Annotated in this window: 14 protein-coding genes and 1 tRNA gene; 7 read left to right on the forward strand and 8 right to left on the reverse strand. The window is 60.9% G+C overall.

The window, feature by feature from the left end:
* Positions 1–8 precede the first annotated feature (8 nt).
* From J1W56_RS07290 to J1W56_RS07300, 3 genes are all read left to right on the forward strand, one after another.
* Entirely contained in the window at positions 9–1,037 is a 1,029-nt protein-coding gene (locus J1W56_RS07290; RefSeq protein ID WP_374042773.1) for a sugar-binding transcriptional regulator, read from the forward strand.
* 182 nt (positions 1,038–1,219) lie between these two features.
* A tRNA-Ile gene (locus J1W56_RS07295) sits at positions 1,220–1,296 on the forward strand.
* Positions 1,297–1,458: 162 nt separating this feature from the next.
* Entirely contained in the window at positions 1,459–1,596 is a 138-nt protein-coding gene (locus J1W56_RS07300) for a hypothetical protein (RefSeq protein WP_223612655.1), read from the forward strand.
* Positions 1,597–1,682: 86 nt separating this feature from the next.
* Here the strand turns inward: J1W56_RS07300 and J1W56_RS07305 are convergent, their stop codons facing one another.
* Entirely contained in the window at positions 1,683–1,898 is a 216-nt protein-coding gene (locus J1W56_RS07305) for a DUF4287 domain-containing protein (RefSeq protein ID WP_223612656.1), read from the reverse strand.
* Positions 1,899–2,157: 259 nt separating this feature from the next.
* Here J1W56_RS07305 and J1W56_RS07310 point away from each other — a divergent pair, with 259 nt between their 5' ends.
* Positions 2,158–2,799 carry a class I SAM-dependent methyltransferase gene (locus J1W56_RS07310; RefSeq protein ID WP_223612657.1) on the forward strand — a complete coding sequence of 214 codons (642 nt, stop codon included), beginning with the start codon at positions 2,158–2,160 and terminating at the stop codon, positions 2,797–2,799.
* A 360-nt stretch (positions 2,800–3,159) separates the two neighbouring features.
* Here J1W56_RS07310 and J1W56_RS07315 read toward each other — a convergent pair whose 3' ends face one another.
* Both J1W56_RS07315 and J1W56_RS07320 read right to left on the reverse strand, forming a co-directional pair.
* Positions 3,160–4,293: a porin gene (locus tag J1W56_RS07315; protein WP_223612658.1), complete on the reverse strand. Its 1,134-nt coding sequence runs from the start codon at positions 4,291–4,293 to the stop codon at positions 3,160–3,162.
* 401 nt (positions 4,294–4,694) lie between these two features.
* A complete protein-coding gene (locus tag J1W56_RS07320; RefSeq protein WP_223612659.1) occupies positions 4,695–4,907 on the reverse strand; it encodes a hypothetical protein in 213 nt (70 codons plus the stop codon).
* Positions 4,908–4,998: 91 nt separating this feature from the next.
* Between J1W56_RS07320 and J1W56_RS07325 the strand changes: the two genes are divergently transcribed.
* Positions 4,999–5,568, forward strand: coding sequence for a TetR/AcrR family transcriptional regulator (locus tag J1W56_RS07325; protein ID WP_223612660.1), 570 nt, complete (start codon positions 4,999–5,001; stop codon positions 5,566–5,568).
* A gap of 34 nt (positions 5,569–5,602) precedes the next feature.
* Here J1W56_RS07325 and J1W56_RS07330 read toward each other — a convergent pair whose 3' ends face one another.
* Positions 5,603–6,358, reverse strand: coding sequence for a DeoR/GlpR family DNA-binding transcription regulator (locus J1W56_RS07330; RefSeq protein ID WP_223612661.1), 756 nt, complete (start codon positions 6,356–6,358; stop codon positions 5,603–5,605).
* A gap of 88 nt (positions 6,359–6,446) precedes the next feature.
* Between J1W56_RS07330 and J1W56_RS07335 the strand changes: the two genes are divergently transcribed.
* Together J1W56_RS07335 and J1W56_RS07340 are read left to right on the forward strand one after the other, a co-directional pair.
* On the forward strand, positions 6,447–7,031 hold the full coding sequence (locus J1W56_RS07335; protein WP_223612662.1) for an NUDIX domain-containing protein: 585 nt from the start codon (positions 6,447–6,449) through the stop codon (positions 7,029–7,031).
* Between the two features lie 26 nt (positions 7,032–7,057).
* Positions 7,058–7,432 carry a DUF4406 domain-containing protein gene (locus tag J1W56_RS07340; protein WP_223612663.1) on the forward strand — a complete coding sequence of 125 codons (375 nt, stop codon included), beginning with the start codon at positions 7,058–7,060 and terminating at the stop codon, positions 7,430–7,432.
* A 3-nt stretch (positions 7,433–7,435) separates the two neighbouring features.
* Here J1W56_RS07340 and J1W56_RS07345 read toward each other — a convergent pair whose 3' ends face one another.
* The 4 genes from J1W56_RS07345 to J1W56_RS07360 form a co-directional block, all read right to left on the reverse strand.
* On the reverse strand, positions 7,436–8,656 hold the full coding sequence (locus tag J1W56_RS07345) for an MFS transporter (protein ID WP_223612664.1): 1,221 nt from the start codon (positions 8,654–8,656) through the stop codon (positions 7,436–7,438).
* Positions 8,657–8,701: 45 nt separating this feature from the next.
* Positions 8,702–9,319: a TetR/AcrR family transcriptional regulator gene (locus J1W56_RS07350; RefSeq protein ID WP_223612665.1), complete on the reverse strand. Its 618-nt coding sequence runs from the start codon at positions 9,317–9,319 to the stop codon at positions 8,702–8,704.
* A gap of 64 nt (positions 9,320–9,383) precedes the next feature.
* Positions 9,384–10,688, reverse strand: coding sequence for a c-type cytochrome (locus tag J1W56_RS07355; protein WP_223612666.1), 1,305 nt, complete (start codon positions 10,686–10,688; stop codon positions 9,384–9,386).
* Positions 10,689–10,699: 11 nt separating this feature from the next.
* The gene (locus J1W56_RS07360) at positions 10,700–12,991 is read right to left on the reverse strand and encodes a xanthine dehydrogenase family protein molybdopterin-binding subunit (protein ID WP_223612667.1); all 2,292 of its coding nucleotides are present in this window, start codon (positions 12,989–12,991) and stop codon (positions 10,700–10,702) included.
* Positions 12,992–13,006 lie beyond the last annotated feature (15 nt).

Below are 13,006 nucleotides of genomic sequence, written 5' to 3' on the forward strand. Positions count from 1 at the left end.
GGTGTAAAGTGACCGATCGACGCAAGCGGGCGACTAGCGCGCCGAACACTCCGAAAAAGGCCCCCCTGGATATCGGGCAGCCCGATACGAAAATCAGCCGCATGCGTATGCGCGCCGCCTGGATGTATTACATCGAGCAGATGACCCAGAACGAGATTGCCGAAGTGCTCGGCGTCGGCCGCGTGACCATCGTGCGCATGCTGGCCGAGGCGCGCGCCCGCAACGAGGTCAAGATCGGCATCCAGGGCTATCTGTCGGACCTGATTGCGCTGGAGCGGCAGGTCGAACAGCAGTTCGGGCTGGAGAAGGTGATCATCGCCCCGTTGTCGCAGCCCGACAACGATCCGATACCGGCCATCAGTGCCGCCACCGGCGATTATCTCTCGGGCGTGGTGGCCAACGGCATGCGCATCGGCGTCGGCTGGGGGCGTACCCTGCTCAGCACGCTGTCCTATCTGGAAGCGCGCGCGCTTGACGATTTTACCGTGATTTCGCTGCTTGGCGGCATCAGCCAGCCGCGCCGCTTCAACCCGGCGGAATTCGCCTGGCAGTTCGCCCAGCTGTTTCAGGGCAACGGCTATCTCATTCCCGCCCCGGCGCTGGTGGACAGCGTCGAGACCCGAACGGCGCTGATCGAGCGCTGCGGCCTGAAGAGCGTGTTCGAGATGGCCGAGGATCTCGACCTCGTGCTGCTCAGCGTCGGCGCCATCGAAACGGCATCGAGCACGCCCTACCGCATCGGCTTCCTCAATGAGGAACACCAATCATCCCTGGCGGAACGCGGCGCGGTCGGCGATATCCTGTTCCACTTCTACGACCAGCAGGGGCGCCTCGTCGATCATCCGATTCATGATCTCGTCATGTCGGTGGGCATCGAGACGCTGCAGAAGGTTCCGGTGCGCGTTTTGACATCCGGCGGCAAGGAAAAGATCAACGCCCTGCTTGGCGCGATGAAACTGATCCGCCCGACGGTTTTCATCACCGACGAGGAAAGCGCGCGCCAGTTGCTGGTGCTGGCCGGGCAGGAACAGCGCTGACCCGTCCGCGCCGTGCCGGTGCGCCCGCGCAAGCGCATGAAAATCCACAGGAGTTGTGGATTTTCAGCCCGAAATTGCCCTATCGGGCGGTGAGATCAAATCGGGCATTGCATTCGTGATTTTTCCCGCTATTGATCGCGGGGAAGACGGGCGGCAGCCATAGGGTTTGCCGCTTTCAGGTGGGGCCTGTAGCTCAATTGGTTAGAGCCGGCGGCTCATAACCGCTTGGTTGGGGGTTCGAGTCCCTCCGGGCCCACCATTCTTCCAAATCATGCAACAAAATCAATATATTCATGCCGCTGTGCTTCGATTGGCCTGGCGGCGGACCATCACTCTTTGTTGCAGTCATGATTTTGGCCGACATAGCCGTTATCATGGTTTGCAGCCGGGCTTTGACCGGCAACGAGGAGGCGTTGGCGGAATGGTACAAATATTGGAAGAAAGCTGGATTCTGATTATTGTCATTCTGGCCGCCGTTCTGACGACGGGTCTGGTCTTGACGGTGAAGAAACTGGAACGCGACGATAAGCGCTGGCCGCACAAGGGCCCGGATAAATAGAGCGCAGCAATCGTCGCCCGGATCGCAAGAGCCTCTCTGCCCTTCGGGTGGAGGCGCTTCGATAGGCCGGCCAGGCAATGGCGCAATCAGCTTCCGGTCTGCGCCCGAAAATGCGCAACCAGGGCGTTGGCGTGCCCGTGCCCCATATTGTGCTGGGTTTTCAGGACGGCGACCATCGCCATATGTTTCTGATCCGGCACGCCCGCCAAAACCGTCAACCAGTGGTCGATGGGTTTGCCATAGGTCTTTTCGATGGATGGAAAGTAGGAAGCGGGCCCTTTTACCGTGTTGTCCCCAGTCATCGCGTGATCTCCCTGTTCGCCTGTCATGGATATAGCCACAGGACGAACGGCATGGTCACATTCCGACACTGTTGCAAACTTTTTGTGCCATTCCCGCCCTGTTCAATCAATGGCGCATGCCTTGAACAACGGCAAATGTGCGTTAGAACTGAAGCCGTCAGGAGAAACGCTGGCTATTCCGTTCGGATCAAACACGGAATAGACTGCATGCAACCTGCCATCGACCCGTTCCCGCATGTGAAAGGCAGAAGAATCCGCCATGAGCACAGCCAGTGATGCCCGTTTCTGGGACCGGACGTCGCGCAAATATGCCAGGGGTGCGATTGCTGACCCGGCCGGCTATGAGCGCACGCTGGAGCAGACCCGCGCGCTGTTGGCGCGGCACGACCGGGTGCTCGAACTCGGCTGCGGAACGGGAACAACGGCGCTGCGGCTGGCGGGCGATGTGCAAAGCTATCTTGCCGTGGATATTTCCGCGGGCATGATCGCCATTGCCGGGCAGAAACAGACCGCTGGCCCCGCCATCCCGGCGCTTGCCTTCCGCACGGCGACCGCCGAGGATTTGGCGCCCGGCGTGGAGGAATTCGACGCGATCCTCGGATTCAACTATCTGCATCTGGTCCGCGACCTGCCCGGTACGCTGCGCCGCATCCATGCCCTGCTTGCAGCGGAGGGCGTGTTCATTTCCAAGACACCCTGCGTCGGTGAGATGAACCCGCTCATCCGGCTCGCCTTGTTGCCCGCAATGCGTGCATTGCGGCTGGCACCCTATGCGGGCGTGTTCCGCGCGGCGGAGCTGGGTGAGCTCATATCTGCCGCAGGCTTCGACATTCTCGCCGCCGAAAACCACGCAACCGGGGGCAATGACAACCGGCCCTATATCGTGGCGCGCAAGAGATGACGGCAATCAGCGATGCCAGAGCATCCAGATCTGTTGGAATGGCCGGTCTGATCTCAATTGCTACGTGTTCCCCTAAGCCTCGCAAACCCGGTCTATTGTCTGGCTGATATCATGTTCAGCGCCCATACCATCGCATACATGTTCTCATCCGGTGCGCCGTTTTGCGGAGGGCGCCAAACGCCAAAAAACGGCGGGCTTGCGGCCCACCGTTCCAAGGTAATGACGTGACTGGAGATCTCATCATCGAGACCCGGACATGCAGTCCTTCTACATGGCCAGGTACAATTGATAAATGCTTTTTGGGCCGTGGCCGTATAACCCGGGGGCGAGCCCCCGGGGATCTCTCCAAATCGCAGCGGATTAGAAGTTGCGCTGGAAGCGGATCATGCCGCCGAACGCATCGTCGTTGCCGCCGTTGGCGATCGAGGCAGCCTTACGCAGGCCATCGAACTTGGTGTATGTGACTTCCGGAGTGATCGTGAAGCCAGGAACCAGTTCGTAAGCAAGGTTCAAAGTACCCGAGTATGTGCCTTCGGATTCGTAAGCGAGCTGTGCGTTGACGGTTGCCTTGTCGGAAACCTTGGCGGACAGGCCACCCCAAACAGCCCAGTCACCGGTCCATGTACCGAACCAGTTCTGGTTCCTGCCGGAGTCATCAAAGTTCGACTGATAGCCGCCCATGACGAATGCCTTGACAGTGTCGGTGAACTTCACGTCCAAACGGAGCTTGCCAGCCCATTCTTCGATAACGGAGTCATAACCGACCACGCCCGAAAGACCGCCCCAAGCCTGTTCATACTTCGCACCGGCGAGAACATGCGGCATGTAATCGTCGATCTGGTAGGACCGGGCGGTTCCTGTAATCGGAAGGCCCGTTACAGGATCAATGGCGGCATAGCTGCCCGAACCCTGTTCAGCAGCGATGATCGCCGAGAAACCGTTGCCAGCTGTGAAAGTGTAGCTGACCTGGTTGGACTGACCGGACTGGTAGTTGATCACGTCGTCGTTCAGCACGTCGCCGGCATAACCGGTCCACGAACCGAAGACTTCATCCGTCGTACCGATGCGGAAGCCGCCGAGTTCGATATAGGCGTGAGGAATCGACGCGCCCTTGTTGACGCCGTTGTCGTAGTTGAACTGTGTTTCAATGTACGAACGCAGCGTGCCGAGTTCGGTTTCCGAACGGGCATCGAAACGCACGACAGCGCGCGAGCGCTTGAAATAGGTGCCATCGCCATTGGGATCGCTACCATTATTGACGTGACCGCCGGAGTATACGTCATCGCCGCCCTTGGCGTCGTAACGGACATAGCCGCCGATCTTCAGGCAGGTCTCGGTGCCTGGAATGTAGAAGAAGCCTTTGCCGTATGCATCGCAAACGCGAACATATTCGACAGCTTCCGGCTCGGCGACAACAACTGCGTCAGCAGCGCGAGCGCCGGATACTGCAACGAGAGCTGCAGCTGAGCCCAGTAGAATACTTCTGATAGTCATATTGGTCCCCCAAAAGGTCTTGATTGACCTATACTGCTTAGTGCAGTTTTACCGAGGACAGCAACTGCCAACTCCAAGTTGTATAACGGTTGGACTCGCGTCGTTGCAATTATGTCACAAATCTGACGTCAATTCATAGGTTGCAACATTAAACCATTGTAAAATAAATGGAAATAATTGGTGGTATTTGGCAATTCCGTCAAAACCATCGCCTATCACCGATATATCTGACCGAATCACGATATGTGCGGTTGTATATTGCAACTTATAATGGCGTATAAAACTAGGAATATACTTTATAGCGGTATTTTACCCGGTATAAATGTCGGGAATGCTTGGGGGATAAGGCTTTGCGGCTTGGCTTGTGGCCTTTCCGGACAATTCTGGTTTCTTCTTGCTACTCAGTCCTCGCCGCACTGCCATCCCCGCAAGAGATCGAATGGTTCCAGGCCGTCCCAGCCTTGCGGCATCCTCGTCTCCGGCTTGCGCCCGCCAAGGCTGCGCAGGGCGGAATAGCCGCTGAGATCAAGCAATCGTTGCCACAATGGAGGAGCCGGTGATGGTGCGAACGCTGCTTCGCACCCTGTCAAATGGCGTTCGTGCTGGTCAGACATCGGCATTCTCCCTGAATGTGCTAGGTTCTATGGCAATCGCCATAGAACCTAGCACTAGACCGATCGCCATACAACATGCATAATGCGGCCCATGCCACGTCCATCAGATGCAAAGACCCGCTTTATCGATACTGCCGTCGTCCTGTTCCAGGCGCACGGCTACCACGGTGTGGGATTGACCGAGATCATCGCCAAGGCAAAGGCTCCGAAGGGATCCTTCTACTTCCACTTTCCCGGCGGCAAGGAAGAACTGGCCGAGCACGCGGTGCGCAGTGCCGGCGGTTACATCATTCACGTCCTGAACAAGAGTTTTCGCGATGCGCCGACGTTCCGGGCCGGGGCGGAACTGATGATCGCGCGTCTCTACGATTCATTCGAGGCCTCCGGCTGGACCCTCGGCTGTCCCATCACAAGCGTGCTTCTGGATACCACGCCAAAATCCGAGCGGCTGTCGCTGGCGATCAAGGACGTCATGGAAGGCTGGATCAGCAGTTTCGCCGAACAGATCGCGCGGTTTCACCCTGACAAGGACGCGCGGGCATTCGCCATGAAAATTCTGGTGTCGCTGGAAGGTGCCTGGATATTGGCGCGGATGCTGCGCTCGCGCGAGCCGTTTGACCAGGTGATGAACCTGATTGCCGAAAACGAGGCTGACCTCTAGAGCCCTTCCTTTCTCTATTGGAACAGGACGGGCTCTAAGCCTTGGTGACGGTCATCCCCGCCTTGCGGTAGGCTGCGATGGTTTCCTCCGCCGTGCTGCGTTCAACAACCAGGCCCTGTGCTTCATTCATCGGCAAAATCACGTAAGGCGATGCGGCTCCCAGTTTTTCGGAGGAGGCGAGAACGATGGTTTCCGCCGCATGGCGGGACAAGGCTCGCTTGATGACAGCTTCTTCGGAATCGCCTGTCGTCAGGCCGATTTCCGGGTGAATGCCGGTGACGCCCATAAAATAGATGTCGGCACGGAATCGGGCGATGGATTCGATGGCCGATGCACCCACGGCGACGACAGAATGTTTGAACAGCCGCCCGCCGATCATCTCCACCGTCATGCCGGGATGAGCAACGAGCTCGACGGCAATGCTGGGGCTATGGGTGACGATGGTTGCCTCGAGCCCCGGCTGCAAATGGCGGACGAGCTGCACGGCCGTCGTGCCGCCGTCGACAAACACAACCTGTCCGGGTCGGATCATGGCTGCCGCGGCGCGGCCGATGGCTTTCTTTCCATCGGTGGCAATGGCCTGGCGTCCCGAAAAGTCGGCAAGGGCAGGCGAGGCGGGCAGAGCTCCGCCATGCACCCGCTGCAACAGTCCCTCCGCCGCCAGCTCGCGCAAATCCCGGCGGATCGTATCTTCCGACAGGTTGAGTTGCTCGCTCAGGGTCTTGGCGACGACCTGTCCAGTGTCCTTCAGAACCGCGAGAATATGCGCCTTGCGCTGTTGCGTCAGCATGTGGTCCTCAAAATATTGCACGATATTTCTTGACTCTGCACGAAGTTGCACGCTTTATCAAGCCAATCCTGTCCCATGGTGGTGCCCAATGACCAAGCTTGCCGACCGTGTCCGTGTCCGGACCGTGAAAATTCTTGCCGATGACTGGTTCGTGCTGAAAAAGACGACATTCGATTATCTGCGCCGCGACGGCACGTGGCAGACGCAGAACCGGGAAACCTATGATCGCGGCAATGGCGCGGTGATCCTGCTCTTTGACAGGGCGCGGCGCACGGTCATCCTGACGCGCCAGTTCCGCTATCCCGCCTTCGTCAATGGCTGCGGCGAGCTGTTGATCGAGGCGCCCGCCGGGCTGCTCGACAATATCTCGCCGGAGGAGCGCATCCGCAAGGAAGCGGAGGAGGAGACAGGCTATCGCGTGCAGCATGTGCGCAAAGTCTTCGAAGCCTTCATGAGTCCGGGGTCGGTGACCGAAAAGCTCTATTTCTTTGTCGGGGAATACACCTCGTCGGACCAGGTTTCGGATGGCGGCGGCGAAGCAGCCGAGGGTGAGGATATCGATGTCCTCGAACTGCCCTTTGCCCAGGCGCTGGCCATGATCGGCCGCGGCGCCATTCAGGACGGCAAGACAATCATGCTGCTGCAGCACGCCGCCCTGCACATTTTCGCTTGATCCTCACAAAACATACGGAGAAGAACATGCTTATTCTGATCGCCGGGCCATACCGGTCCGGAACCAATGACGATGCCGGCAAGATGGCTGACAATCTCAAGCGGCTGGAGGAAGTGTCCTGGCCGCTGTTTCAGGCCGGACATCTGCCGATGATCGGCGAATGGGTGGCCTTGCCCGTATGGCATGCGGCGGGCGGCAAGACGATCGGCGATGCGCTCTACGACCAGATATTCCATCCGGCGGCCGGGCGGCTGATCGCGCTGTGCGATGCGATCCTGCGCCTGCCCGGCGATTCAAAGGGGGCGGACAATGATGTCCGCCTTGCCAATGAGCGGGGTATCCCGGTCTATTACCGGCTGGAGGACGTGCCGGGCTGCGGGGCTTTGGCAGCCCCACATTGAGTTTCATGTGGCGGGCACCAGCACGGCGCGCTTTTCCGTGGTGAAGTAGAGAAGCGCGAGCACCGGAAGGGCAAAGCCGATCCAGGAGGTCAGCCACCAGCCGCCATGGGCAAAGGCCCAGCCGCCGACGGCCGAACCGATGGCACCGCCGGCAAAGAATGTCGCCATGTAAAGCCCGTTCAGGCGGTTGCGGTATTCCGGTCCGAGCGAGAAGATCGCCCGCTGTCCCAGCACGAGATTGGTGGTGACGCCAAAGTCGAGCAGGATGGCGGCTGCCGTGAGCAGGCCGAGCGCCAGTGCCGAGCCATGCGGCGCCAGATGCGTCATCAGAAACGATGCCGATACCAGCAGCAAGGCAAAGATCGTTGCCGGGCGCGTCAGGCCGCGATCGGCCCAGCGTCCGGCAATGGGGGCGGCAATGGCGCCGGCAACACCTGCCAGCGCAAACAGGGCAATGCCACCCTGCGACAGGCCGAATTCCGGTCCGGCCAGCAGCAGCGGTGTCGTGGTCCAGAACACGCTGAAGGCTCCGAACATGCAGGCCTGATACAGCGCGCGGCGCTGCAGGATCGGCGTTGTCACCGCCAGGCGGCCCATGGATGACAGCAGGTGGCGGTAGGCGAGTTTCGAGGCGGGAACCCGCTTCGGCAGGGCCAATGCCAGCACGATCATCAGGACGATCATCGCGGCGGAGGAGAGGTAGAACACCACGTGCCACGAGGAAAACTGCGCGATGAAGCTGGAGGCGGGGCGCGCCAGCATGATGCCCAGCATCAGGCCGCTGACGACATTGCCGACAACCTTGCCGCGTGCGGCTTCCGGAGCCATGTGGGCGGCATAGGGGACGAGGATCTGTACGGCGACCGAGCCGAGCCCGATGAAGAGGGCGGCGGCGAGGAACGGCAGGGGATGGGTAACCAGTCCGGCAGCGAGCAGCGCCGCGGCACCGGCGAAAATGACGGTCAGGATCAGGCGGCGGTTTTCGAAGAGATCGCCCAGCGGCACGATCAGCAGCAGGCCGAGGCCGTAGCCGATCTGCGTCAGCGTGACGATGAGGCCGGCGGCTGCCGGTGACATGCCAAGTTCCGCGCTGATGGGCCCGGCCAGCGGCTGGCCGTAATAGAGGTTGGCGGCAATCAGCCCGCAGGCGGTCGCGAGCAGCAGCGTCAACCACGGGGAAATGGCCGGATGATCAGACGGGGTGTCTGAATGGGGGGAGGACATGAATAACTCCTTGGGAGGGAATTGAGCGTTTATTGATGGATGCGATCAGGTCAGGGTTTTCATGGCCACGGTCACGGCGGCCATCATTTCTTCGCGTGTACGGCCGGTTTTTCCGACAACGCGCATGCCCTGGACCAGACAGAGCAGCAGCCGCGCCGTCGCCTTGCCATCGACATGGGCAGGCACCGAGCCGTCATTCTGGCCCAGCCCGATCAGGTCCCGCAGCACGGCTTCATTGCTATCCATGGCAGCCGCGACTTTTTTCGCGACCTCCGGATCGAACGTTGCCAGCTCGCTGGCGCAACTGACGACAAGGCAGCCCAATTTCCCTGTCTGGCCATGTGAGACATCGGCATAGAGGGTCAGGGCGTCGCGGATGCGTTCATAGCCCATCTTGTCCGTATCGATGACGGCGCGCAGCTTGCCGCTGCGCACGGTCCGGTACCGGTCAAAGGCGGCCAGAAACACGCCGCGCTTGTCCTTGAACGCCTTGTAGACGCTGCCTGAAGCCAATTGCATGGCGTCGGTCAGATTGCCGATCGAGGTGGCGTGGTAGCCGCGTTCGCTGAAGACGCGCAAAGCCTTGTCGAGCGCTTCGTTCATATCGAATTCGCGGGGGCGGCCACGGCCGCGCATGGTGTCTGATGCGGTGGTTTCGGTCATGCCCTAATATAGGGAAAGATCATTCCCTAAATCAAGGGTTATCTCTCATATCCTGCCTTTCAGTCTATTGCGTGCGCGCCTTGGCCACATCCGCCGGGGTAATGGCCGATTGCTTGCCACCGAAATGCCCCAGCACATAATTGCTGAGTGCCGCGATCTCGACATCCGAATAGGCATTGGCGAAGGCCGGCATGGACTGCCTGCCTTGCGGCGTGGTCATGTGTGCGCCCTTGAGGATGACCTGTATGAGGTTGGTGCCGTCGGGATCGTTGACCGTTCGGCTGCCTTTCAGCGCGGCATACGGTGTTTGCAGACCCTCGCCGTTCCAGCCGTGACAGCTGGCACAGGCACCCTGGAAAAGCTTCAGCCCAAGCCCATCCTGCGTTGCCGCGTCCGCAGCCGGGGCATAGGCGGTGGACGCGGTGAGAGCAGCGGGTTCCGCTTCGACCACGGCCTTGTCGGTTGATGTCTGGGGCGGCACTGATTTCACATAGGTGACGATGGCCTTGATGTCTTCCGGCGTCAGATGGCGCAGGCTGAAGTCGACCGCTTCCCCCATGCTGCCGGTGGCGGCGCCGCGATTTTCCGCGTGGCCCTTCGAGAGGTAGTCGAAGAGCTGCTGGTCGCTCCAGCCGCCGATGCCGGTGCGCTTGTCCGAGCTGATATTGTAGGCCTTCCAGCCCTGCAGTTCGGCTCCGGCAAACTTCTTGCCGTTGTCGACTGCATAGAAGATATTGCGCGGGGTGTGGCATTCGCCGCAATGGGCCATGGCTTCGACCAGATAAGCGCCTCTGTTCCATTCAGCCGTCTGTGCGGGGTCAGGCTGCAGCGGGCCGCTCGGCACGAAAAGCAGGTTCCAGAAGCGCATGACGTAGCGCTGGTTGAAGGGGAACCCCAGTTGGTTTTTCGGCGCGTCGGCCTTGATCGGCGGCAGGCTGAAGAGATAGGCCTTGATCGCCAGTGCATCTTCCGTGGTCATCTGGGCATAGGCGGCATAGGAAAAGGCGGGGTAGAGATTCTGCCCGTCCTTGTCGATGCCCTGATGCAGCGCACGCACGAATTCCGCATCGCTCCAATTGCCGATGCCGGTATCCTTGTCCGCCGTGATATTGGGCGAATAGATGGTGCCGAACGGCAGTTTGAAAGCGAGACCTCCGGCATAAGGCTTGCCACCGGCGGTGGTGTGGCAGGCAACGCAATCGGCGGCGCGGGTGAGATATTCGCCGCGATCGATCAGCGCCTGTCCTGTCGGCAGCTTCGCCTGTGCCGCGGAAACATCCGGCAAGGAGGCCGGCTTGAACAGGAAGATCGCCACGCCTGCCGCAATGACAACCACGGCGGCGAGCAGGAGGAGGCCGAGTCTTTTCATGATTCAGGGTCTCACAGCTTTTCGAGTTCGGTATCGGCCGGCTTTGCGCTCGCCAATGCTGCCGCCAGAGGGGCCGCGAGCGGAGGAATCATCGACACGCTTTTCTTGTCGGTGCCGTCGGTTTTCAACGCGTCGCGGTTGAAGGGGAGCGTGCGCAGGCGCTTGCCTGTGGCCGCGAAGATGGCATTGGCAAGGGCGGGCGCCGCCGAAACCGTTGCGGTCTCGCCGATACCCCCCGGGGATTCGCTGCTCTTGACGTGGTGGATTTCGATCTTCGGCGCTTCATTGTTGCGCAGGATGCGGTAGTCGTGGAAATTGCTCTGGTCGACGCGGCCATCGGTGAAGGTGATGCCGCTGTAGAGCGCGGCGGAAAGACCGAAGATCAGGCCGCCTTCGATCTGGGCTTCCACCGTATTGGGGTTGATGGTGATGCCGCAATCGACGGCCACAATGGCGCGGTGCAGCGTGATTTCGCCTGCCGGAGAAACCGAGATTTCCAGCACCGCGGCCATGTAGCTGCCAAAGGCATCGTGCAGGGAGATGCCGCGGCCCATGCCGGCGGCAAGCGGCGTTCCCCAGCCGGATTTCTCGGCGACAAGTTCAAGCACGCCCGCCGCACGCGGCTGGTTTCTGGTCAGGGCGCGGCGATATTCCACCGGGTCCTTGCCCGCCGCATGGGCGAGTTCATCCATGAAGCTTTCAACCACGAAGACATTGTGCGTGGGGCCGACCCCGCGCCACCAGGTGATGGGAACAGGCGGGTCCTCGCGCACCCAGTCGACCTGAATGACCGGCAGGTCGTAGGGTGGCTTGGCCGCGCCTTCGACCGCGTCATCGTCAAGCTTGTCCTCGGGCCAGCCGCCCGGGATGTAGTTTCCGAGCACTGAGCCGCCGGCCACATGGTCGACCCAGACGGTCGGCAATCCGTCGGCACCCAGCCCGGCGGCTATGCGGTCGTAATAGGCGGGGCGGTAGAGGTCGTGCTGGATGTCCTCTTCGCGGGTCCAGATGATTTTGACGGGATAGCTCACCTGCTTGGCGATGGCGACAGCCTGCGCGACGGATTCCGCCACGAGACGCCGGCCGAAGCCGCCGCCGATGAGCTGGTTGTGCAGGATGACTTTCTCCAGCGGAAAGCCGGTCACTTTCGCAGCAAGCCCTTGCGCGATAGCCGGGACCTGCGTGCCGACCCAGATTTCGCACTCGTCGGGCCGCACATGCACGACACAGTTGATCGGCTCCATCGGGGCATGGGCAAGGAATGGCAGCTCGTAGGTCGCCTCGACCTTCGTGGCGGCGGCTTTCATCCTGCCGTCCACATCGCCTTCCTGGCGCGCCATGATCGGCTTCTTGCGTTCGGACGCAGCTTTCAGCGCCGCCATGATGTTGGCACTGGCAAGGTTGGCGTTCGCCCCTTCGACCCAGGTGATGTCGAGGGCTTCAAGGCCCTTCTTGGCTGCCCAGAAATGATCGCCGATCACGGCGACGGCATTGTCCAGCCGGACGACATCGCGCACGCCGGGAATGGCGCGCGCCGCCTTGTCGTCGACGTCGCCGAGCTTGCCGCCGAGGACAGGGCAGGCGGCGACGGTTGCCACCTTCATGTCAGGCACGCGGATATCGATCCCGTATTTCACGGCGCCGTTGACCTTGCCCGGCGTGTCCAGCCTTCGGCTCGACTTGCCGATCAGCTGGAAATCCTTCTGGTCCTTCAGTTTTACCTCGGCAGGCACGGGTTGCCTGGCTGCCGCGTCGGCAAGCGCGCCATAGGCAAGCTGGCGTCCGGTTGGCTGGTGGCTCACCACGCCAAGCCTGGCCACGCATTCGCTCACAGGTACAGACCATTCCGCAGCGGCTGCGGCAACCAGCATCATCCGCGCGGTTGCACCGGCCTTGCGCAGGGGCTCCCACGTGGCACGCATGGAGGTGGAGCCGCCGGTCGCCTGTCCGCCCAAAGCTGCCGTGGCGTAGAGCTTGTCGTTCGGCGGCGCATCGACGGCCTTCACCTGATCGAGGCTGACTTCCAGTTCCTCGGCAATCAGCGTCGCTTCGCCGGTATGGGTGCCCTGGCCCATTTCGATATTGGGAAGGATGAGGGTGATCAGCCCGTCCGTGCCGATGCGGATGAAGGCATCGGGCGCAAAGGCGGCGGTGACATCGCCGTCAACCGGCTGTGCGGTGCTCGCCGCAAGCACCGGTTTGATGCCTGCGCCGAACAATGCAAATCCCAGAAGCAGTCCGCCGCCCTGCAGGAAGGCGCGGCGCGAGGTGGCTGTTTTCGGGGAGGAGGATGGCTTGCTCATGCTGGCTATCTCCAT

It is taken from the genome of Phyllobacterium calauticae (assembly GCF_019991125.1).
Lineage (GTDB): Bacteria > Pseudomonadota > Alphaproteobacteria > Rhizobiales > Rhizobiaceae > Phyllobacterium > Phyllobacterium calauticae.

Excerpts from the sequence above, each read along its gene's own strand:
- J1W56_RS07355 (WP_223612666.1), bottom strand. The coding sequence starts at position 10,688 with ATGAAAAGACTCGGCCTCCTCCTGCTCGCCGCCGTGGTTGTCATTGCG.
- J1W56_RS07335 (WP_223612662.1), top strand. The coding sequence starts at position 6,447 with ATGACCAAGCTTGCCGACCGTGTCCGTGTCCGGACCGTGAAAATTCTT.
- J1W56_RS07345 (WP_223612664.1), bottom strand. The coding sequence starts at position 8,656 with ATGTCCTCCCCCCATTCAGACACCCCGTCTGATCATCCGGCCATTTCC.
- J1W56_RS07305 (WP_223612656.1), bottom strand. The coding sequence starts at position 1,898 with ATGACTGGGGACAACACGGTAAAAGGGCCCGCTTCCTACTTTCCATCC.
- J1W56_RS07320 (WP_223612659.1), bottom strand. The coding sequence starts at position 4,907 with ATGTCTGACCAGCACGAACGCCATTTGACAGGGTGCGAAGCAGCGTTC.
- J1W56_RS07300 (WP_223612655.1), top strand. The coding sequence starts at position 1,459 with ATGGTACAAATATTGGAAGAAAGCTGGATTCTGATTATTGTCATTCTG.
- J1W56_RS07350 (WP_223612665.1), bottom strand. The coding sequence starts at position 9,319 with ATGACCGAAACCACCGCATCAGACACCATGCGCGGCCGTGGCCGCCCC.
- J1W56_RS07310 (WP_223612657.1), top strand. The coding sequence starts at position 2,158 with ATGAGCACAGCCAGTGATGCCCGTTTCTGGGACCGGACGTCGCGCAAA.
- J1W56_RS07325 (WP_223612660.1), top strand. The coding sequence starts at position 4,999 with ATGCCACGTCCATCAGATGCAAAGACCCGCTTTATCGATACTGCCGTC.
- J1W56_RS07340 (WP_223612663.1), top strand. The coding sequence starts at position 7,058 with ATGCTTATTCTGATCGCCGGGCCATACCGGTCCGGAACCAATGACGAT.
- J1W56_RS07330 (WP_223612661.1), bottom strand. The coding sequence starts at position 6,358 with ATGCTGACGCAACAGCGCAAGGCGCATATTCTCGCGGTTCTGAAGGAC.
- J1W56_RS07360 (WP_223612667.1), bottom strand. The coding sequence starts at position 12,991 with ATGAGCAAGCCATCCTCCTCCCCGAAAACAGCCACCTCGCGCCGCGCC.
- J1W56_RS07315 (WP_223612658.1), bottom strand. The coding sequence starts at position 4,293 with ATGACTATCAGAAGTATTCTACTGGGCTCAGCTGCAGCTCTCGTTGCA.